General features: G+C 72.0%; 17 protein-coding genes and 2 pseudogenes. 8 read left to right on the top strand and 11 right to left on the bottom strand.

Annotated elements, in window-relative coordinates; translation table 11 throughout:
- Together ACQP00_RS22185 and ACQP00_RS22180 are read right to left on the bottom strand one after the other, a co-directional pair.
- Positions 1-912, bottom strand: coding sequence for a universal stress protein (locus ACQP00_RS22185; protein ID WP_433221968.1), 912 nt, complete (start codon positions 910-912; stop codon positions 1-3).
- A 151-nt stretch (positions 913-1,063) separates the two neighbouring features.
- The gene (locus tag ACQP00_RS22180) at positions 1,064-1,903 is read right to left on the bottom strand and encodes a peptidoglycan DD-metalloendopeptidase family protein (RefSeq protein ID WP_433221966.1); all 840 of its coding nucleotides are present in this window, start codon (positions 1,901-1,903) and stop codon (positions 1,064-1,066) included.
- A 150-nt stretch (positions 1,904-2,053) separates the two neighbouring features.
- Between ACQP00_RS22180 and ACQP00_RS22175 the strand changes: the two genes are divergently transcribed.
- A complete protein-coding gene (locus ACQP00_RS22175; protein WP_433221964.1) occupies positions 2,054-3,478 on the top strand; it encodes a Ca2+-dependent phosphoinositide-specific phospholipase C in 1,425 nt (474 codons plus the stop codon).
- Here the strand turns inward: ACQP00_RS22175 and ACQP00_RS22170 are convergent.
- On the bottom strand, positions 3,461-3,979 hold the full coding sequence (locus tag ACQP00_RS22170) for an MFS transporter (RefSeq protein WP_433221962.1): 519 nt from the start codon (positions 3,977-3,979) through the stop codon (positions 3,461-3,463). The two genes, ACQP00_RS22175 and ACQP00_RS22170, sit on opposite strands and share 18 nt — an antisense overlap.
- Before the next feature lie 526 nt (positions 3,980-4,505).
- Positions 4,506-5,171 carry a hypothetical protein gene (locus ACQP00_RS22165; RefSeq protein ID WP_433221960.1) on the bottom strand — a complete coding sequence of 222 codons (666 nt, stop codon included), beginning with the start codon at positions 5,169-5,171 and terminating at the stop codon, positions 4,506-4,508.
- A 239-nt stretch (positions 5,172-5,410) separates the two neighbouring features.
- Between ACQP00_RS22165 and ACQP00_RS22160 the strand changes: the two genes are divergently transcribed.
- Positions 5,411-5,560: a hypothetical protein gene (locus ACQP00_RS22160; RefSeq protein ID WP_433221958.1), complete on the top strand. Its 150-nt coding sequence runs from the start codon at positions 5,411-5,413 to the stop codon at positions 5,558-5,560.
- Here ACQP00_RS22160 and ACQP00_RS22155 read toward each other — a convergent pair.
- Together ACQP00_RS22155 and ACQP00_RS22150 are read right to left on the bottom strand one after the other, a co-directional pair.
- Complete coding sequence (locus ACQP00_RS22155; RefSeq protein WP_433221956.1) at positions 5,548-6,021, bottom strand: NUDIX domain-containing protein; 474 nt, start codon at positions 6,019-6,021, stop codon at positions 5,548-5,550. The genes ACQP00_RS22160 and ACQP00_RS22155 overlap by 13 nt on opposite strands.
- Positions 6,018-6,740 (bottom strand): XRE family transcriptional regulator, encoded by a 723-nt coding sequence (locus ACQP00_RS22150; RefSeq protein ID WP_433223949.1) that lies wholly within the window; start codon positions 6,738-6,740, stop codon positions 6,018-6,020. The genes ACQP00_RS22155 and ACQP00_RS22150 overlap by 4 nt, the downstream gene beginning before the upstream one ends.
- A gap of 417 nt (positions 6,741-7,157) precedes the next feature.
- Between ACQP00_RS22150 and ACQP00_RS22145 the strand changes: the two genes are divergently transcribed.
- Positions 7,158-7,406 carry a hypothetical protein gene (locus ACQP00_RS22145; RefSeq protein WP_433221954.1) on the top strand — a complete coding sequence of 83 codons (249 nt, stop codon included), beginning with the start codon at positions 7,158-7,160 and terminating at the stop codon, positions 7,404-7,406.
- A 53-nt stretch (positions 7,407-7,459) separates the two neighbouring features.
- Here the strand turns inward: ACQP00_RS22145 and ACQP00_RS22140 are convergent, their stop codons facing one another.
- Positions 7,460-7,597, bottom strand: a complete 138-nt coding sequence (locus ACQP00_RS22140) for a hypothetical protein (protein WP_433221952.1) — start codon at positions 7,595-7,597, stop codon at positions 7,460-7,462.
- A gap of 298 nt (positions 7,598-7,895) precedes the next feature.
- Here ACQP00_RS22140 and ACQP00_RS22135 point away from each other — a divergent pair, with 298 nt between their 5' ends.
- Entirely contained in the window at positions 7,896-8,591 is a 696-nt protein-coding gene (locus tag ACQP00_RS22135; RefSeq protein ID WP_433221950.1) for a hypothetical protein, read from the top strand.
- A 79-nt stretch (positions 8,592-8,670) separates the two neighbouring features.
- Here ACQP00_RS22135 and ACQP00_RS22130 read toward each other — a convergent pair whose 3' ends face one another.
- The gene (locus ACQP00_RS22130) at positions 8,671-8,907 is read right to left on the bottom strand and encodes a hypothetical protein (protein ID WP_433221948.1); all 237 of its coding nucleotides are present in this window, start codon (positions 8,905-8,907) and stop codon (positions 8,671-8,673) included.
- A gap of 122 nt (positions 8,908-9,029) precedes the next feature.
- Between ACQP00_RS22130 and ACQP00_RS22125 the strand changes: the two genes are divergently transcribed.
- From ACQP00_RS22125 to ACQP00_RS22115, 3 genes are all read left to right on the top strand, one after another.
- A complete protein-coding gene (locus ACQP00_RS22125) occupies positions 9,030-9,545 on the top strand; it encodes a SigE family RNA polymerase sigma factor (protein WP_433221946.1) in 516 nt (171 codons plus the stop codon).
- A 3-nt stretch (positions 9,546-9,548) separates the two neighbouring features.
- Positions 9,549-10,721 (top strand): hypothetical protein, encoded by a 1,173-nt coding sequence (locus tag ACQP00_RS22120; RefSeq protein ID WP_433221944.1) that lies wholly within the window; start codon positions 9,549-9,551, stop codon positions 10,719-10,721.
- A gap of 129 nt (positions 10,722-10,850) precedes the next feature.
- Complete coding sequence (locus ACQP00_RS22115) at positions 10,851-11,291, top strand: cellulose binding domain-containing protein (protein WP_433223947.1); 441 nt, start codon at positions 10,851-10,853, stop codon at positions 11,289-11,291.
- A 111-nt stretch (positions 11,292-11,402) separates the two neighbouring features.
- Here the strand turns inward: ACQP00_RS22115 and ACQP00_RS22110 are convergent.
- A pseudogene (locus tag ACQP00_RS22110) lies at positions 11,403-12,233 on the bottom strand (lysylphosphatidylglycerol synthase domain-containing protein); the annotation flags it as partial.
- A gap of 141 nt (positions 12,234-12,374) precedes the next feature.
- Positions 12,375-17,177: pseudogene (locus ACQP00_RS22105) on the bottom strand (NAD-glutamate dehydrogenase); the annotation flags it as partial.
- A gap of 66 nt (positions 17,178-17,243) precedes the next feature.
- On the opposite strand from ACQP00_RS22105, the gene ACQP00_RS22100 reads away from it, so the two are divergent.
- Positions 17,244-19,064 carry a DUF4118 domain-containing protein gene (locus tag ACQP00_RS22100; protein WP_433221942.1) on the top strand — a complete coding sequence of 607 codons (1,821 nt, stop codon included), beginning with the start codon at positions 17,244-17,246 and terminating at the stop codon, positions 19,062-19,064.
- Here ACQP00_RS22100 and ACQP00_RS22095 read toward each other — a convergent pair.
- Complete coding sequence (locus tag ACQP00_RS22095) at positions 19,058-19,429, bottom strand: hypothetical protein (protein ID WP_433221940.1); 372 nt, start codon at positions 19,427-19,429, stop codon at positions 19,058-19,060. The genes ACQP00_RS22100 and ACQP00_RS22095 overlap by 7 nt on opposite strands.
- Between the last annotated feature and the right edge of the window lie 154 nt (positions 19,430-19,583).

The following is a 19,583-nucleotide window of genomic DNA, read 5'->3' as shown; positions in this document are numbered from 1 at the left end:
CTATGGGACGGCGGGCGTCCGCCCGATCGGCGCACGATGGTGCAGCGTCGCCGCCGTCGCGCCGGGGGCCGGGGGCACCACGGCGACCGGGCCGGGGGCGTGGTGCAGGACCGTACGGCTGACCGATCCCAGCAGGAGCCGGCCCAGGGTGCCGTGGCCGCCCGCCCCGACCACCACCAGCCCGGCGCCGGACCCGGCCCGGATCAGGGCGCCGGTGGCCCCGCCGAGTTCCGTCCGGACCCGCACGTCGGCGCCGGGTCGCCAGGCGGCCACGGCCTCCTCCAGGAGCCGGTCGGCCGCGGCATGCCTGGCGCCGAGGTCGAAGTAGCCGGGCAGCCGCTGGCCGAGCATCGGATCGACCGGCAGCTGGAACGCGTGGACCGCGGTCACGCCGGTGCCGCGCGCCGCCGCCTGCTCGACGGCGAAGGCGATGGCCGCGGCCGAGGCCGGCGATCCGTCGACGCCGACGACGACCCGCCCCGCGCCGGGCCCGGCCGGTCGGCGCCGCTCGCGGACGACCACGACCGGGCAGCCCGCACGGGCGGCGACCTCGGCGCCGATGGAGGCACCGAGGGGCCGGCCGAGCGTCCCGGCGCCGCTGCGGCCGACGACGAGCAGGGCGGCGTCCTCGGCGGCGGCGAGCAGCACGGGGACCGCCAGGCCGCCGACGGCCTCCGCGGAGACGATGAGGTCGGGGCAGACCTGCCGGGCCAGGTCCGCCGCGGCGGCGAGCAGCCGGTCGGCGTGGGGCAGCGGGCGCGACGGGGCGGGCACGGGCATCGCGAGGCCCGCGGGCGGATGGACCAGGAGCGGGCCGGTGCAGGCGTGGACCAGGTGCAGCCAGCGGCCGGACGACACGGCGTCGGCCGCCGCCCAGCGGATGGCGACCTCGCTCTCCGCGGACCCGTCCACGCCGACAACCGTCACTCCGCGTCCCGGCCCGGCGGCGTTCGCGTCACTGGTCGCCATCGTCCGGTTCCTTCCGCCGTACCACCGTCAGGGGCCATTGCCCGCTGCCGGTCGGTTCATGCGTCGGTCCGGGGTCCGCGCGTCCTGGTTCGCGTCAGTTCCAGCGGTCCTGGTTGAGGAAGCGGGCGAAGCCGCGCCAGGAGTTGGGGCCCATCACGCCGTCCAGCGGGCCGGTGTAGCCGTAGCCGGACGCGAGCTGCTGCACGGCGCGCCAGGAGTTGGGGCCCATGACGCCGTCGATCGGGCCGGTGTACCCGTACCCGCGCATCGCCCGCTGCAGCGCCGCCCAGGTGTTGGTGCCCGGGACGCCGTCGATCGGGCCGGTGTAGCCGTTGGTCAGCCGCAGCCAGTTCTGCATCCGCTTGTAGCACGTCGCGTCCGGGGTGCCGGAGGTCTCGGTGGCCGTCTTGGGCAGGCCGCCGGCGGGCGGGTGGGCCGCCACGTACTCGAGCGGGTTGATCCGCACGCCGCTCGGATCGATCATGTGCCAGTGCAGGTGCGGGCCGGTGGACGAGCCCGAGCCCGGCGCGCCGGCCGCGCCGCCGGACCGCCCGACGGTCGCGCCGGAGGCCACCGCGGCGCCGTTGGCCAGCACGAAGGCCGACAGGTGCAGGTACTGGCTCTTGTACCCGTCCGCGTGCGCGATTGTGACCGTGTGCCCGCCGGTGCCGTTGTTCGGGATGTTCGTGACGGTCCCCGCCCCGCAGGCCGGCAGCGCGGTGCCGACCGCCATGGCGAAGTCGATCCCGCCGAGCGAGCCGTTGGCGCGGTGCTGGGCCCAGGTCTGGGTGATGGTGTACCCGGCGAACGGGTTGTAGATCACCGGCGCGGCGAACGCGGTGCCGGGCCGGGCGAACAGCGCGCCGCCGACCGTCAGTCCCCCGGTCAGGGCCGCGCCGCGCAGCACACCGCGGCGGCTGAGACCATGCGTCATCGGACACTCCTTTGCTCAAGTCCGCCGAGGCTATCTACCACATCTACCATAATCAATGAATTTCGGACAACGGCCCGGCGAAAGGATGGACCTTGAACGTTCACCGGGCGCGCATTGAGCCCGCCGCCGCGCCCGTGACATAGATGAACCATGAAGTTTCGTCTGGCGGCCGCGCTCGGCATCGCCTGTGCCGCAACACTTGCCGTGCCGGTCGCGAGCCTGGCCGCCGCGCCCGGCGACAGCCTGCCGTTCGCGTCGGCGGTGTTCCGGGCCACCCACAACAGCTACTCGGGCAACGTCGACGGCAGCAAGGGCCCGATCACCGCGCAGCTCGACAGCGGCGTGCGGTTCATCGAGTTCGACATCCACGACAACGACTACGCCGCCAACCGCGACTACTCGATCGGGCACAACGGGCCCGGGGACGCCGTCGACCACACCGGCAACCCGGCCTCCAACCTGCTGCGCGACTGGCTGCAGACGGTCAACACGTGGTCCGCGGCCCACCCCGCACACGCGCCGATCGTGGTGATGCTCGACCTCAAGGACAACCTGACCGACAACCCGTCGTACGCCGCCGGCAACCTCCTGGCACTGAACCAGGAACTGCGCGACGCGTTCGGGTCGCGGCTGCTGATAGCCAAGGACGTGCCGGGCGCGCTGGGCACCGTCGGGTCGCTGCGCGGGCGGGTGCTGACGCTGCTGTCGGGCGACGCCGGGACCCGCACCGAGTACCGCCGCGACGTCGGCTACCACCCCGCGGTCGCGGTCAACGCGCGCGGCCAGGTCGTGGAGGTCCACGACTCCGGGTCCGGGACGCTGTCGTACTGGACCGGCTCCTACGGCACCGACGGCCGGATCACCTGGCTGCGGCACGGGAAGTACGACACCGGCACCACCCCGGCGATCGCCCTGAACGACAGCGGCCAGCTGGTCGAGGTGCACAAGTCGCAGTCGGCCGACACGCTGTGGTACCACACCGGAACCCTCGGCGCGGACGGCGAGATCACCTGGTCGGCCAGCCGGCAGTACGACAACGGGGTCACCCCGACGATCCGCTTCACCGGCGGCGGCACGACCCTCCGCGAGATCCACCGCGCCAAGTCGGGCGGCCAGAACTGGACGTGGACCGGCACCCTGAACCCGGCCGCGGGCACCGTCGCGTGGACCGGGAACGCGAAGACCGCCGACGCCCTGTTCGACGCGGCGACCGCGACGTCCGGCAGCACCCGGGTCTCGGTGCGCACCGGCACCGACGGGGCCGCACCCGCCCAGACGCTGCTGTACTCGACCGGCCCGATCGCCACCGACCGCATCCGCTACCCGCAGACGGCGTTCGACGAGTACCAGTCCGGCGACGCCGCCATCCTGCAGGAGGGCGCCCTGTTCTACGCGGCCACCGCGTCCAACAGGACCTTCATCACCGCGAGCCGCCAGTCCGGCCACATCGTGCGCGGCTGGGACTTCGACAGCGCGGGCAACGCGACGAGCCCGAGCGCCAACTATCCGGCGACGAACCATCCGTACGACAGCTGGTACACCACCCTGCTCACCCAGTCAGGCGCGGTCTCCTAGCGCGGCGAGCACCGGCGGGGCGGCCGGCAGCGGTTTGCCGGCCGTCTCGGGCATGAGCAGGACCGCGGCGGCGGCGATCGCCCCGCCCGCGGCCAGGATGAAGCCCGAAACGGGCGCGCTGGACCGGAAGATCTGCTTGAGCTCGTTCGACATCCGCGTGTCGCGGTGTAGCGTGTGCCGCTCGAGGTGCCCGCAGGCCGGCGTCTCCTCCAGCCAAAGCCGCAGGTAGAGCCCGGCGAGCCCGAGCGGCCTGGCGACCAGGAACGGCACCCGCCAACCCCACGCCAGCAGGTCCTCCGGCGAGAGCACCGCCGTCAGCCAGGTGACGAGGGCCGCGCCCAGAACATAGCCCGCGAGGATACCGAACTCGAGCCAGCTGCCCAGGAACCCCCGACGGCAGTCCGGGGCGTGCTCGGCGATAGACCTCATCGCGGAGCCGTACTCGCCGCCGGTCGAGAAGCCCTGCACGAGCCGCGCCACGAGCAGCAGGTCAGCACCCACACCCAGATCTGCGCATAGCCCGGCAGCAGCCCGACGGCGAACGTACCGAAGGCCACCATCATCATGGTGAGCACCAGCACCCGCTTGCGCCCGATCCGGTCGCTGAGCGGCCCGAGCAACAACCACCGAGCGGCCGAACAAGGAACGCGGCGGCGAAGGCGGCGAACGTCGACAACAGCTGGGCCGGCGTCCGCTCGGATCGTCTCCTTGTAGTCCTGCGCCTCCACGATCGAGTCCGGCAACAGCGCACATCCCCGCCGGAGACACATCCTCGAACCGAACTGCGAACCGCGTCCCACCCTCAACGCCGCAGCCGATCAATCCCTTCCCCGCCAGCCGGCCAGACCCGACGACTCATCCAGATGACCCGCTGCCTTCGCCACCGGCATGGACATGCTGGTATGCACGCGGGCAGTTCGTGCACGATCGGTGCGGGACGGCGGCCGAACGGCCGCCACGTTCCGGCTGCGCGCCACTGATCGGGCGGGCGCGCGCAGCCCGATCGCGACGCCCGCCCGACCAGCCATCAGTGAGGTTCAGTCCTCTCCAGCTGGACGCCCGCCTCCCTCAACTCGGTCGCGAACTGCTCAGCCGACACAGAGCCGTCGCGGACCTGCTCGTAGATCGGCCACGCCCTCTCGTCCACCTTCTGGAACCCCCACCGGATCCTGGCGACGACCGGACCGATACCAACACCCCACAGCTTGGCGGCCACCGCCGGCTCGATCCCCGGGTGCTCGGCGTACCACATCCGGGCCTCGTCGACCGAGAAGCCCGCCCGAGCCCACTCGGCCGCCCGATGGCGCAGCCCTTCAGCCTCAGCCAGCTTGATGAACGCGACCCGGCGCACGGGCCGGGGCCCGAACGATAGGTGCGTGCCCTCCGGCCTGGTGTCGGATATGGCTCGTCGAACCTCATAGAGCATGCGCTCCATCGGCGGCAGGTCGACGATCCGCACGCGGTCCAGAAGGGGGCGACCTTGTGATGGGCGGCTTGGGCGGTTGGGAGGTGGGGCGGTCACGGGCCCAGCGGTCGCGGGCCGGGCCGGCTGCCGCACTGTGCCGCGCAGCTTTGCGACCTCGGCTACGCCGAGCGGACGATTCAGATTGTTGGTGCCGAGCACGAACGCAGCGACGCCTCGCAGCTCCTCGACGTCCATGTTGAACTCGTTGGCCAGATCTTCCAGCTGCATCTGTCCACATCCCCTCAAACGTGTGTTCGACAAGGTACGTGACAGTTTGTCGCATCCGTCGGATTGACACGCGGCGCGTCGCCGCTCGATTCCCCCCGCGGGGGACGTACCGGATCACGAGGGTGCGCTATGCGCGAACCGGACGTTTCTGCAGGCGAAATACATAGAAACGGCTGTTTTAATACGCATGTTCGAATGGCGCGGGCGGTCATATGCGATGCCACCGACTCTGTCCGGCCATGAAGACCACGACCACCGCCACCGGCGACGTCGAAGTGCGACGCGGCAAGATCGCGAGGCATATCGAGCAGGGCGACCCGGTCCACGAGGTGAAGGTTGGCCCGTTCCCGATCCGCTGGCGTGCCGCTGTTCCCGATCAGCCCAGGTAGGGAGTGGGCCGACGTTCGGCCAGGTGCCGCAGACGCAGGCGGCCGGTCTCATGCATCTGCAGGCCGGGCGCCTCGTCCAGTAGCACCCAGCGCAGCTCCGTGGATTCGTCGGAGATCTGCAACTCACCGCCGGTGACACGGCCTGTGAAGGCCACCACGAACTCCTGCCGGACTTCCCCGTCGGAGTACGCGATGACGTGCCCCGGGTCGGTGTAGATGCCCAGCAGCCCGGTGATCTCGACGTCCAGGCCGGTCTCCTCGCGGACCTCCCGGACAGCCGTCTGGGCCAGGGTTTCGCCGACGTCCATGGTCCCGCCGGGCGCCGACCAGTTGCCGGAGTCGGCGCGCCGCTGCAGCAGCACCCGCCCGTCGTCGTCGGTGACGAGCACCTGGGCGCCGGGCACGATGCGGGTCGCCTCAGGGGCGTTCGGGTCGTTGTAGAAGTCGGTGCGTCGGCTCATACGGTTGTGGCCTCCAGAGGACGGACGGTCGCCCAGATCTCGCCGAATTGCTCTTCGTACGAGCTGAATATGCCGTGTTCGGACAGTTTCCGCAGGTGCAGGGCGGGGTGCTGATAGCCCCGGGCCCGGTAGAGGTACGGCGTGACGATCATCTGGTCGTCGAACCGGAAGATCGAGCTGTAGAGATGCACCTGGTGCAGGCCGATACTGATGTTGTCGACGTCAACCAGGTCGCCGAGGAACGACAGGGCATTGCGGATGCGGCCCGGGAGCGAGCCGTTGAGCTGCTCCAGGGCGTCGCGTTCGGCGACGTGGGCGCAGTCCGGATCGGCGAACCCCATACGAACGGCGACGCCCTGGGCGGCCTTCGTGGCAATGAGGCGCCCGGCGTCGGGCCGCAGCTCCAGCACGAAGGGGTACGCGTAGCCGAGGAGGTCGATGCGCTGCCGCGCGCCCGCCAGCAGGGCCACCCAGAGGTCGTGGGGGACGTCTGCGCGGTGGGCGTAGGCGCCGACCACCTCGGACAGGGCGGGCGCCCCTGCGGCCTGATCCGGCCGGGCCGCTGGCCACAGCGCGCCCTCCTCCTCGCCGAGGCATTCGGCGACGGCCAGGCGGCTACGGCGGTGCGGGACGCGGCCGCTCAGCCACCGGTCGACGGTCTTCGCATCGACGCCGACCTGGGCGGCTAGCGCCGCCGAGTCGAGCCCGGTCCGCAGCATCGCCGTGCGGAGGCGTGTGTTCGCCATGGCTGGAACCTACCGGACGCCCTGGGACGTTTCGAAGACGTAGAGACGTCCGTTCATACGTCCCGGGGGACGTTTTGACGTCCTGCTGGCCCTGGAAGCGTTCGGGACAGTGGGTGCGCCGGTCGCATGACCTGGCCTGCGAACCGTCGCGGCCGGTGCACCCTCCGACCAAGGGGGCGACGTGCACGCGCGAACGTGGATGTGGCGGCCCTGGCCGCCGGGGTACCGGTGCCGGGCCTGCGGGCTGCGGTGGCCGCGTAGCTGGGTCCGGTGCCTGGACGAGCCGCAACGGCCGCAGGCCAACGGCGCCGCGTTCGACTGGAACGGACCCACGTTGACCCTTGCGCCGTTCAGGCTGACCCTTGGCCAGCAGGTTCGAGGAGGCCGCGCGTGGCCCACCAACTGAAGCGGCCAGGGTGGAAGTGCACGTGCTCCGAGCCGTGGCCGTGCTCGACGCGCCGCAGCCAGCTCCTCGACGACTATGACGGCTCGCTGCCTGAGCTGCGGCTCTTGATGGGCGCCTACTTGGCGCTGGCCTTCCACGACCTTACCGCGGGGTCGCCGGAACCGGAGGTGCTGCGGCGGCAGCTCGTCGGCTGGCTGCCGCCCCGGACCCGCCGGGCCGGGCCCAGCGCCTGAGGGCTTGGCCCCGCTGTCACGGCGGGGGGCAGCCTTCGATGTGCGCGCCTCGATTATCGCGACACGCCGGGAGACACCGGTATCACGATCGGGCGCGGGATCGGGCCGTTGATGACGATCGCCGTCTTGCGCTTGATCGGCGCACGGCTGCCGACCGTGATGTCGAATGCAGGCCAGGGAGACTTGGCCACGGCTCGCTCCTCACCGCAGGGACGACCCCAACTGGAACACGAACGCCTGGAATGCCTACAGCCGGGCCGTTTCCGCGATTGAGGAATTCGAAAAGGTCGCCACTGTCCAACTGGACGCCTGGCCCGGCCTCGACGGTCCTGACGCCGATCCAGCCATCACGGCAGAGTAGGCGCCCGGCCCCCGCTGCGCCGAGATGAGCAGAGCGTGTCGACCTGGTGATCTGGACGCCGAATCGTGCGGTCTGACAGCTTCGGCGAGTCGCGTGCATCGACTGCCGCCGCGCGGCATTCTGCGGCGATGGAGTCCACCCCCGGCATCACCTTCCGTGCCGCCTCCCGCCGGTGGCTCCGCCGCCTCGGCACCGCCCTGCTGCCCTGGACCGTGGTCGCATGCGCGGCCGCCCTCACGCTCACCGCGGATGGGCCGGCGCAGCGGCTCGACTACGTGAAGGCGCTCATCTGGCCGGTCGTGGCCGTCGTGGTGGTCTGGTCGCTGCGGGACCTGCTGCGCACTAAATTTGGCCAGGTTGAGCAGGTCGACGCGCTCGGCGTCGCCATGAAGTTCCGCGTCGCGCAGGAAGCTGCGCAGCAACTGCAGGACGACGTACGCGATGCAGTCGCGGAACTCGACGCGACGGACGCGCCGGTCGAGATGCGCGTTACCGAGGCGGGCGAGACCTCAGACGCGGAGTTGGCCCGAGCGGCCGCCGAAGCAGAACAGCGGCGCCGGGCCGCAATTGAGAGCCTTGTTGAGACGGCCGCACTCCTGGGCTACGCCATGATCGATCGAGGACAGCCGCCGAAGATCGGCGTGACGTGGACGGAGGACGGCGAACCAAAAGTCCGGATCGCCAATCCCCAGCCCCTCGATCCACACGACTTAGCTCGGACTCTCACATCCACCGACAGGTCGAATCTATGGCTTCTCGCGATGGCGGCCCGGGACAAGCTGGGCGGTAAGGACGCCCGGCAGTCACCGCATCAGGAGTGGTAGCTGTTCACCCTCGACGTGGGACGTTCTCGTCGAAGCCCTCGTCGTCGTCCAGGCCGTCGTCCTCGAACTCGTCGTCGTCCTAGTCCTCGTCGTCCAATAGATCCACCTCGCCGTCCTGGTCGCCATCCTCGGCGGCGTCCCACTCCTCCGCCGACGCGCTGGCCTCGGGAAAGAAGACCGCGCCCAGGGTGACGGCGATGTAGCTGAACGCCCCGAAGTCGAACCACTCCACCATGTTCCGGGCCTCGGCGGCGACGATCGTCCGCCGCAACGCGACCGGGTCGACGACGGTCGCCGTCGCGTCCGAGGTCGACATGGCGCGGGCCTACCCGCCGCCCCCGGTAAGCGCGCCGGCCGCAAACCAGGTCCGAAGGTGATGCAACCTCGCGGGGCTGGCGCGCCGTTATTGTCGGGACGCGGGCGGAAGGATGCCTACCGGTGCGAACCGAGAACCAGCAGCAGTACGTCGAGTACGTGACCGGCCGCATGCCGGCGCTGCGCAAGCTGGCCTATGTGCTGTGCGGGGACCGGCATCGCGCCGACGACCTCGTGCAGCAGACGATCACCCGGCTCTACGTGCGCTGGCGGCGGGTCGGCGGCGTGGAGCACCTCGACCAGTACGTGCGGACGATGCTGGTCCGGGCGTTCGTCGACGAGAAGCGGCGCCCCTGGTCCCGGGCGGTGCTGACCGGCGACGCCCCCGACCGGCCCGACCCGGGCCGGCCGCCGCACGAGCAGGTGGTCGACGCGGTGACCGTCCGGGCCGCGCTCCAGCAGGTGCCGCCGCGCCAACGGACCGTGCTGATCCTGCGGTTCCTGTGCGACATGTCGGTCGAGGACGTCGCGGTGGCGCTCGAGTGCTCGACCGGGAACGTCAAGAGCCAGTCCTCCCGGGGGCTGGCCACGCTGCGCCGCGTCCTCGGGGACGACATCGCCGTACGGAAGGACAGCTGAGGCATGGGTACCGACGAGCAGTACGGTGTGGCGGTCTTCCGGGTCCTGGACGGCGAGCCCGGCGCGTCCTCGGTGGACGTCCTGCGGGCCATCGCCGACGGCGAGCGCCGCCACCGCCGGGTGCGCCTGGCCGGCTCGGCCGGTGTCGCCACGGCTGTGCTCGGCGTCCTGGCCGCCGGCTGGCTGCTGCCCACCGGCTGGCGCGGCCCCGCCACGCCGCAGACCGCCGACTCGATCTCGGCTCCCCCGAGCGCACCTCCGAGCGCGGCGGCACACCTGGTCTGCCGCGCCGCCCAGCTCCCGACCCCGCCCGGCCAGCCGCCGAAGGGCGTCGTGAGCGGCGCCGACCCGAGCGGGCGGTACCTCGTCGGCCGGACCTACCCGGACAACGACCATCCCAGCCCGGTGATCTGGGTCGACGGCACCCCCCACCCGGTGGCGATCCCCGGCGACGACCCGGGCCTGGTCGACGTCAACGCCTCCGGTACTGCGGTCGGCATCAGCCTGGTGCACGACGCGTTCACCTCCTGGGTCTACACCGGCGGCGTGGTGACCCAGCTCAAGGGCGGCCCGGCCCAGGTCGCGGCGATCGACGAGCACGGCACGATGGTCGGCTCGACCGCCGCCGGCGCGGTCCGCTGGGACTCGCTCGGCGCCGACCCGGTCCCGCTGCCCAGCCCGGTGCCCGGCTGGAAGACCACGGCGCGCGACATCGACCAGGACGGCACGATCCTCGGCACCGCATCACGCGGCGCCTACGAGAACGTCGCGGTGCTGTGGCACCCCGACGGCCGGGTCGAGACGCTGCCCGCCCCGACCGGCTACGGCGCCACGAGCACGGATTACCGCGGCACCGCCATCCGCGGCGGCTACGTGCTCGGCAAGGCCCTGTACGACTGGCCCGGCGGCAAGCGCTTCGACGGCGTGGTCTGGAACCTGCGCACCGGCACCGTCACCAGCACCCCGGGACTGTTCAACGCGGTCAACGGCACGGGCTGGATCGCCGGGTCCTCGGGCCTGGTCATCGCACCGGGCAAGGTGGCGCTGCCGGGGTTGAGCCCGGCCGACGACGCCCGCTCCACCGAGGTCTACACCCTGAGCGACGACGGCACCAGGCTCGCCGGCCAGGTCGGCGGGACACCGTTGCCGGTCGTGTGGACGTGCACCGCCGGTTGAGCATGATGTGCAACTTCCACCCGGACGCGCCGGAGCCGGGGCCGCGACCACGGTCAACGCCGGCGGGGCAGAGGCGTGGCCGCGCGGGCGGGGGTGCGGGCCGTATCCTCAGCGCATCGACAGGTGCGCATGCGATCGAGGGGATCGGCCGCCATGAAGACCTTCACGCGACTCGCTGCTCTTGCCGGGTCCGCCGTCATGTTCAGCGGTGCTGCCGCCGTTGCGCTGCCCGGGGCGGCGTACGCGGCCGCCGGATGCGTCATGTACCTCAACGTCGCCTCGTTCAGCCCGTTCTCCGGGACGATCGACATCATCAACACCGGGGACCCGATCACCAACGGGTGGGCGCTCACCTTCACCTTCACCGGTGGGCAACGGATCACCAGCGGCTGGCCGGTGACCTTCACCCAGCCGGCCGGCAGCGGCACGGTGACCGTGGCCAGCAACGCGCCGTGGAACAGCAGCCTCGCCACCGGCGTGCCGTTCCGTGCCGGGTTCGTCGGGACCTCCCGGCCGATCGTCTCCCCGCCCACCGCGGTCGCGCTCAACGGCACGGTCTGCCAGGTCTGAGCGAAGCGCCGCAGCCGGCCGGGTGACGCCGAGGGCGAACACCGCGGGCAGCCCGGCCAGCGCGACGAGCCAGCAGGACAGCAGCCGGTACGCCACGACGACCGCGGCCGCCGCTGAGCCGTTCGAGCCCGCGGTCACGAGCGCCGCGAGCAGGCTTGCCTCGACCAGTCCGGCGCCGCCGGCGACGAGCGGGATCTGCCGTACGAGCAGTCCCGCGAGGTACGCGCCGACGAGGGCCGGCACGCCCGCGTCGAGCCGGTAGGCGGCGGCGACCGCGGCCAGGCAGGCCAGGTCGAACAGCCGCCGCCCGACCGCCGAGCCGCCCGACACGAGCCAGTCCCGGCGGGTGAGCGAGCCGCAGGCGCGGGCCGCGTCCGTGCCGAATCCGGCGAGCCGGCGCCAGCGGCCCCGTGGCGCCGGCTTCGAGCGCGGGCGTGGGAGCTGCCAGGTGACTCGACGGGCGAACAATGCGAGCGGCAGCGCCAGCACCAGCACCACCAGCAGCGCCGCGGATGAGCGGCCGAGGCCGGCCACGGCGATCCAGCCGAGGTACAGCGCCACGACCGCGGCGCTCGCCTGCACGCTGGTCAGCGCGGCGACGGCGAGGGCTTCGGCCGTGCTCACCCCGTGGGTGCGGTACTGCCGCACCGCGAATGCGGTCGACACCGGGCCGCCGGCCGGCATCGCCGTGGACAGGGTGGTGCGGGCGAGGGAGAGCCCGGTGGCGCGGCCGAGGGACATCGTCCCGCCGAGCGCGGCGACGAGGCGGCGCTGCTGGGCGCCGTACAGCACGATCGAGCCGGCCCCGAGTGCCAGTGCCCCGGCCAGCCACTCCCAGCGGGCTCCGGCCAGGGCCGTCAGCACGGCCCGCGGCTCCGGCAGGGAGCGGCGCAGCAGCACGAACGCGAGCGTCACCACCCCGAGAGTGATGACGAGCCCCATCCAGGGCCGCCGGCGGACGAGCCCAGCGCGCATGCGGTCAGGGTGCGCGAACGACATGAGAATTCGCTGAACGCCGCACGACCGGAGAGGGTCGGGCACCTCGCCAGCCTGCCCGGGGCCGGTCCGGGCAAACCCACCCGGTCAGGCGGCGGAGGTCCGCACGAGGGTGCGGATCTGGCGCAGCAGCACCGAGATGGCGGCCAGGTCGCCGGGGGACTCGCCGAACTCGCCGATGGCGCTGCGGGTGCGGGCGATCGAGGTGATGTTGCCCTGTTCCCACTCGTTGACGCGGGCCACGGCGTCGGCGTCGGGTGCCGTCGCGTCGAGGACCTCGGCGGTCAGGGCGGCCAGGGCAGCGTACAGGTCGTACCGCAGTGCCCGGCGGGCCAGGGTCTGCCAGCGGTCCTCGCGCGGCAGGGCGGAGATCTGCGACAGGAGGTCGTCGACGCGGAAGCGGTCGGACAGCACGTAGTAGACCGCGGCGACCTCGCCGACCTCCCGGCCGGCCCGGGCGGCGACCTCGACGACGTCGAGCAGGCCGAAGCCGTACGCGATGCGGGTGGTGCGGTCCGCGATCCCGCCCGGCAGGCCGAGGTTCCGCAGGCGCTGGGCGTTGGCGTGCAGGGCCTCGCGCTCCTGGCCGTGCAGCAGCGTCTCCAGCCGCGGCAGGAGGTGCGCGATGCCGGGGCGCAGCCGGGCGGTCTCGCCGGGGACGTCGATCGGGAGCCGCCGGTTGGAGACCAGCCAGCGCACCGCCCGGTCGAGCAGCCGCCGCAGCTCCAGGTTGACCGCGGTCTGTGCCTCGGCCGGGACCTGGTTGTCGAGGGCCTCGGCGGCGTGGCGGAGGTCGCTCAGGCCGTACACCTGCTGCATGACGACGGATGCCCGCAGGATGTCCGCGGCGCCGGTCCCGGCCTCCTCCGAGGCGCGGTAGAAGAACGATGTGCCGCCGCAGTTGACGGCCCGGTTGACGAGCTGGGTTGCGATGATCTTGCGGCGCAGCGGGTGCTCGGCGATCGCCGCGGCGAACCGGCGGCGCAGCGGGGTCGGGAAGTAGTCGACCAGGACGTCGGTGGTCCAGTCGTCGGCGGCCAGGCTGGAGTCGAGGATCTCCCGCTGCAGCATGATCTTCACGTGCGACAGCAGCACCGCGAACTCGGGTGAGGTGAGCCCGGCTCCACCGGCCGCGCGCTCGTCGAGCTGCTCGTCGGTGGGCAGGTCCTCCAGCGCGCGGTCGAGCTGCCCGCGCCGCTCAAGATCGGACATGAGCCTCCGGTGTACCGGCAGCAGCGACCGCGACTGCGCCCGCGCGTTGCCCAGCGCGGTCGCCTGGTCGTAGTTGTCGCGCAGGACCAGCTCGCCGACCTCGTCGGTGGTCGCGGCGAGCAGCGGGTTGCGCTCCTGCGGGTCGAGCACGCCGTCCGCGATCGCCCGGTCGAGCAGGATCTTGATGTTGACCTCGTGGTCGGAGCAGTCCACGCCAGCCGAGTTGTCGATGAAGTCGGTGATGATGCGGCCGCCGCCCAGCGCGTACTCGATCCGCCCGCGCTGGGTCAGGCCGAGGTTGCCGCCCTCGCCCACGACCTTCACCCGCAGCTCGGCGCCGTTGATCCGGACGTGGTCGTTGGCCTTGTCGCCGACGTCCAGGTGGGACTCCCCGGTCGCCTTCACGTAGGTGCCGATGCCGCCGTTCCAGAACAGGTCGGCGGGGGCCGACAGGATTGCGTGCACGAGGTCGTTGGGGGTGAGCGGGCCGGTGGTGGTGATGCCGAGCGCTGCCCGGGCCTCGTCGGAGGGGTCGATCGACTTCGCGGTGCGCGGGTAGACGTCGCCGCCGGGCGAGATGACCGAGCGGTCGTAGTCGTCCCACGAGGAGCGGGGCAGGCCGAACAGGCGCTGCCGTTCCGCGAACGAGGTGGCCGCGTCCGGGTTCGGGTCTATGAAGATGTGCCGGTGGTCGAACGCCGCGACCAGGCGGATGTGCTCCGACAGCAGCATCCCGTTGCCGAACACGTCACCGGACATGTCCCCCACACCGACCACCGTGAACTCGGTGGTCTGGGTATCGAGCCCGAGCTCGCGGAAATGCCGCTTGACCGACTCCCACGCACCCTTGGCCGTGATCCCCATCTTCTTGTGGTCATAACCCGCCGACCCGCCCGACGCGAACGCGTCACCGAGCCAGAACCCGTACCGCACCGAAATCTCGTTCGCGATGTCCGAGAACGTCGCCGTGCCCTTGTCCGCCGCCACCACCAGATACGGATCATCCGGATCGTGCCGCACCACATTCGGCGGCGCCACCACCTTGCCACCGTCGAGATTGTCGGTCACATCCAGCAGCGCCGAGATGAACAACTGATAGCAGGCCACCGCCTCGTCCCGGTCCCCCGGAACCTGCTTGAGCACGAACCCGCCCTTGGCACCGGTCGGCACGATCACCGCGTTCTTGACCATCTGCGCCTTGACCAGCCCCAGGATCTCGGTCCGGAAATCCTCCCGCCGATCCGACCAGCGCAGCCCACCCCGGGCCACCGACCCGAAGCGCAGGTGGACGCCCTCGAAGCGCGGGGAGTACACAAAAATCTCGAACCGCGGCCGCGGCGCCGGCAGATCCGGAATCGACTGCGGATCCAACTTGAACGCCGTATACGACTTCGGCCGCCCACCATCGCCCCGCTGAAAGAACGACGTCCGCAGCGTCGCCTGAATCAGATGCAGGAACGACCGCAGGATCCGGTCCTGATCGAGGCTCGTCACCTCGTCCAGGTCGGCGTTGATCGCCGCGACCATCTTCTTCGACCACTCCGAGCGCGCGGTCTCGGACAGCTGCAGGCGGGGGTCGAAGCGGGCGGTGAACAGGTCGACGAGCTTCGCGGCGATCGCCGGGTAGGCCAGCAGCGTGGTCTCCATGTAGTCCTGCGAGACGGTCGCGCCGGCCTGGCGCAGGTACTTCGCGTAGGACCGCAGGATGACGACCTCGCGCCAGGTGAACCGGGCCTTGGAGACCAGCGTGTTGAAGTTGTCGATCTCGGTCTCGCCCCGCCACATCGCCGAGAACGCGTTCTCCAGGTGGTAGCGGACCCCGACGATCGCCCGGGCGTCCGGCGGCAGTTGCAGGCCGAAGTCGCAGAGGTGGACGGTACCATCGGCGCGGTCGATCTCGTAGGGCCGCTCGTCGGTCACCCGCACGCCGAGGGAGTGCAGCAGCGGCACGACGGCGGACAGCGGCATCGGGTCGGCGAGCCGGAACACCTTGAACCGGATGTCGCTCTCGGCCTGGCGGCGCCGGTACACGTGCATGACCAGCTGCCCCGGCTCGTCGAGCAGCTCCAGCTTGGCGATGTCCTTCACGGCCTCGAACGGGGTGTGCTCGTCCTTGTACGTGTCCGGCAGCGCCCGGCAGTACCGCCGGTACAGCGCCTTGGCCTGGTGCTCGTCGCCGACTTCACGCTCCAGCACGAGCCGGAAGTCGTCGTCCCACAGCCGGGTAGCGTCGGACAGCCGCTCGGTGAGCCGGCGGACGTTGATGACGCCCGGCGGGTTGGTGGGGTCGAGGCGGACGACGAGGTGAACCCGGGCGAACTTCTGCTCACCGACCAGGGTGGTGTAGTCCACGCCGATCCCGTTGAGCTCGGCCTGCAGGATCTGCTGGATGCGCCGCCGGTTGGCCGTGGTGAACCGGTCCCGGGGCAGGTAGACCAGGCAGGAGACGAACCGGCCGTACGCGTCGCGGCGCACGAACAGGCGCAGTTCCCGCCGCCCGGCCAGCCGCAGGACGCCCATCGCGGTGCGGTACAGCTCGCCGGTGGTGATCTGGAACAGCTCGTCGCGCGGGTACGTCTCCAGGGTCTCCAGCAGCTCCTTGCCGGAGTGGCTGCGCGGGGACAGCCGGGAGGAGGCGACCACCTCGGCGACCTTGCGGCGCACGACCGGCAGGTCGCGGACGCTGGTGCGGTACGTCGCGGAGGAGAACAGGCCCAGGAAGCGCTTCTCGCCGACCACGGTGCCGTCGGCGTCGAACACCTTGAAGCCGATGTAGTCCAGGTACGTGGAGCGGTGCACGGTGGCCCGCGAGTTGGCCTTGCTGATGACGAGCAGGCGCCGCTCCTGCGCCCGGGCGTACACGTCGGCGGGCACCGGGCCGAGCACGCGCGGGCGGACCCGGCCGGCGCGCAGGATGCCCAGGCCGGAGCCGGGCGCCGCCTGCAGCACGTACTCCCCCGCGGCGCCGGTCGCCAGCCCGTACTCCCGGTAGCCCAGGAACGTGAAGTGCTCGTCCGCCAGCCAGCGCAACAGCTCGACCGCGTCGGTGATCTCCTCGTCCGGCACCGGCGGCCGCGCGCCGGCCAGTCCGCCGGCCAGCTCGTCGGCCAGCGCCAGCGCCTGCCGGCGCATCGCGGTCCAGTCCTCGACGGCCACCCGGACGTCGTCGAGCACCCGGGTCAGGCCGGCGCGCAGCCGCTCGAGCTCGACCTCGTCGCGGATGCGGTCGACCTCGATGTGCATCCAGCACTCGACGACATCACCCTGCGCACCGTCCTGCGGCTCGTTGCTGACCCGGATCTGCTCGATCGCCCCCAGCGGCTCCCGCCGCACGACGAAGAGCGGGTGCACCAGCATGCGCACGTCGAGGTCGCGCGCCGACAGCGCGCTGGTGACCGAGTCGACCAGGAACGGCATCTCGTCGGTGGCGATCTCGATCGCGGTACCGCCGGACAGCCCCGTGACCAGGCGCAGTTTCACCTCGCCGGGCGAACGCTGCCGCGCCAGCTCCACGTGAGCTCGCACGGCGGCGACGAGGTCCGCCACCTCGCACCCGGTGAGCTCCTCGTCCGGGATCAGGCGCCAGTAGTGCGCGACCAGCTCGGGGTCGGCGCCCTGGTCCGCCGCCAGGGTCACCGCCTCCGCGATCAGCGCTTCCGCGTCGGGCACGGGCCGCTCCTCTCACCCAGCGCCGACTACCCAGCCACGGCCCGGTAACCGGGGCGCCCGATTAGACTTTTGGCGGTGCACGTCGGCTCGCTGTCGTGGCTGGTGCGACCGACGACCTCGCCGCGATGGCTGGGGATCGCGGTTGCCGCCCTGTTGATCGTCGCGGAGACCATGCTGGTGTATCCGCTGCGGCGGATCGTGACGCCGTTCGACCCCAGCATGGTGTACATCGCCGGGGTCCTGATCGCCTCGATGATGTGGGGCATGTGGCTGGGCATCGCCACCGCGACGGCGAGCACCCTGGCCTTCGCCTACTTCCACGTCCAGCCCAGCGGCCGGTTCGCGGTCGCCGACGTGCGCGACATCGTGGGGCTGGCGATGTTCCTCGTGCTCGCGGTGGCCACGAGCGCGGTGGCGCACTTGGCCCGGCTGCGGGCCGCGCACGCCGAGGAGTCCGGCTGCACCGCCGAGATGGCCCGGCTGCTGCTGCGCGCGGACGACCTGCCCGCCGCGCTGCCCGCGGTCGCCCGGTGCATCGCCCGCTCGTTCAACCTGCCGGGCGCGGCCCTGCACCGAACCGCCGTACCCGGCGACGACCGGCACACGGCGTTCCCGCTGCAGGCCGGGGGCGAACGGCTCGGCACCCTGGTCGTGCCGGCCGGCCTGCCCGAGCCGACCGTCCGGCGGCTGCGCCTGCGGGTCGTGCCCGCGCTGACGTCGTTGCTGCACGCCGGGTGCGAGCTCGCGGCGAGCCGTGAGCACTTGCGCCGGCTGGCCGCCGAGCAGGCCGCGCTGGACCGGGTGGCGAGGCTCGTGGCGGCCGGCTGCGACCCGCTCGACGTGTTCACCGCGATCACGACCGAGCTGCACGGCCTGCTGCCGGAGTACAGCACTTGGCTGTGCCGCTACGAGCCCGGCGACGCGGCGAGCGTGGTCGCGACCAGCCTCACCGACCCGGAGGCGAAGTGGGCGCACTGGACCCTGGAGGGCGACAACGTCCTGGTCAAGGTGCGCGACACCGGCCGCGCGGCCCGGGTCGACGACTTCGCGGACATGCCGGGCCCCGTCGCGGCGTTCGCCCGCGACCTGGGCGTGCACTCCTCGGTCGGGGTGCCCATCCTGGTCGAGGGTCGGCTGTGGGGCGTCGCGGCCGTCGCGTGGACGCGGCCCGAGCCGCTGCCGGCCGGCACCGCGGAGCGGATCGCGGCCTTCACCGACCTCGCCGCCACCGCCATCGCCAACGCCGACAGCCGGGCCGAGCTGGCCGCGTCCCGGGCCCGGCTGGTCGCGGCGGCGGACCAGGCCCGCGAGCGCATCGAGCGCAACCTGCACGACACCGCGCTGCAGCACCTCCTGGCCGTCGCCATGCAGTTCGGGGTCATTCAGGCGGGCCTGCCGCCGGAGCTGGAGCAGACCCGGCGGGACCTGTCCCGGGCGGTGTCTGGCCTGAACAGCGCCGTGGACGACCTGCGGGAGGTCGCCCGCGGGATTCACCCGACGATGCTCGCGGTGGGCGGCCTGCCACCCGCGCTCAAGGCCCTGGCCCGCCGGTCCCCGGTGCCGGTCGACCTCGACCTGCGCGCCTGCCCGCGCATGCATCCGGTCCTGGAGGTGGCCGCGTACCACGTGGTGTCCGAGGCGCTGACCAACGCGGCCAGGCACGCCGGCGCCACGGAGGTCCAGGTGCGGGCGGTGTCAGACGAGTCCGCGCTGCACCTGTCGATCCGCGACGACGGCGTGGGCGGCGCCGACCCCCGGCGGGGTGCGGGCCTCATCGCGCTGCAGGACCGCGTCGAGGCCCTCGGCGGGCAGTTCACCATCAGCAGCCCGGCCGGGGCCGGCACGACGCTACGGGCGACCATCCCGAGTACGCCGCCCGAGACGGGTGATCACTGAACGGGCACGGTCTTGTGGTTGAGATACGCGACGACCCGCAGCGCCGTGCCGTCCTCGTACATCAGGTACGACGAGGAGAGCTCGGCCGGGTCGCCGCCGGTGGTGCTGGGCAGCGTCCAGTCGGTTCGGACCAGGAGATAGTGCTCGTCGAGGCGCTGCTGGTCGACGGCGGTGAGCTGGGCCCGGCCGTAGCCGGCGGCGGCGAACAGCTCGGCCCGGCGGGGCAGACCGGCGAGGAAGTCGGCCCGGGCGATCGGCCGGGCACCGCCGGCGTCGGCGAACAGGAACGGGTCGGCGAAGAGGTCCGCGGCGCCGGGACCGGTCAGCGCGGCGAGGAACGCGGGGACATCGGGCTGTGTCTGCATGCGGCCACCGTAGTCATCACCCGCGCATATCATACCATAGTCGGACATTAATCTCTAGTACCGGTCGGCCGGGATTCGGCCGCCGTTCGTCCGTCATGCCAGCTTGTTGTCCACGGCGTACCGGGTGGCGCTGCGGCTGTGCACGCCGAGCTTG

The organism is Dactylosporangium sp. CS-047395 (assembly GCF_050942185.1).
Lineage (GTDB): Bacteria > Actinomycetota > Actinomycetes > Mycobacteriales > Micromonosporaceae > Dactylosporangium.
The sequence above is the reverse complement of the archived record's forward strand: the minus strand, read 5'-3'. Positions and strand labels throughout refer to the sequence as shown.

What these genes read in the sequence shown, in the direction of transcription:
- ACQP00_RS22175 (WP_433221964.1), top strand. Translation starts at nt 2,054, where the DNA reads ATGAAGTTTCGTCTGGCGGCCGCGCTCGGCATCGCCTGTGCCGCAACA.
- ACQP00_RS22115 (WP_433223947.1), top strand. Translation starts at nt 10,851, where the DNA reads ATGCGATCGAGGGGATCGGCCGCCATGAAGACCTTCACGCGACTCGCT.
- ACQP00_RS22160 (WP_433221958.1), top strand. Translation starts at nt 5,411, where the DNA reads ATGAAGACCACGACCACCGCCACCGGCGACGTCGAAGTGCGACGCGGC.
- ACQP00_RS22165 (WP_433221960.1), bottom strand. Translation starts at nt 5,171, where the DNA reads ATGCAGCTGGAAGATCTGGCCAACGAGTTCAACATGGACGTCGAGGAG.
- ACQP00_RS22180 (WP_433221966.1), bottom strand. Translation starts at nt 1,903, where the DNA reads ATGACGCATGGTCTCAGCCGCCGCGGTGTGCTGCGCGGCGCGGCCCTG.
- ACQP00_RS22095 (WP_433221940.1), bottom strand. Translation starts at nt 19,429, where the DNA reads ATGCAGACACAGCCCGATGTCCCCGCGTTCCTCGCCGCGCTGACCGGT.
- ACQP00_RS22155 (WP_433221956.1), bottom strand. Translation starts at nt 6,021, where the DNA reads ATGAGCCGACGCACCGACTTCTACAACGACCCGAACGCCCCTGAGGCG.
- ACQP00_RS22135 (WP_433221950.1), top strand. Translation starts at nt 7,896, where the DNA reads ATGGAGTCCACCCCCGGCATCACCTTCCGTGCCGCCTCCCGCCGGTGG.
- ACQP00_RS22150 (WP_433223949.1), bottom strand. Translation starts at nt 6,740, where the DNA reads ATGCTGCGGACCGGGCTCGACTCGGCGGCGCTAGCCGCCCAGGTCGGC.
- ACQP00_RS22130 (WP_433221948.1), bottom strand. Translation starts at nt 8,907, where the DNA reads ATGTCGACCTCGGACGCGACGGCGACCGTCGTCGACCCGGTCGCGTTG.
- ACQP00_RS22120 (WP_433221944.1), top strand. Translation starts at nt 9,549, where the DNA reads ATGGGTACCGACGAGCAGTACGGTGTGGCGGTCTTCCGGGTCCTGGAC.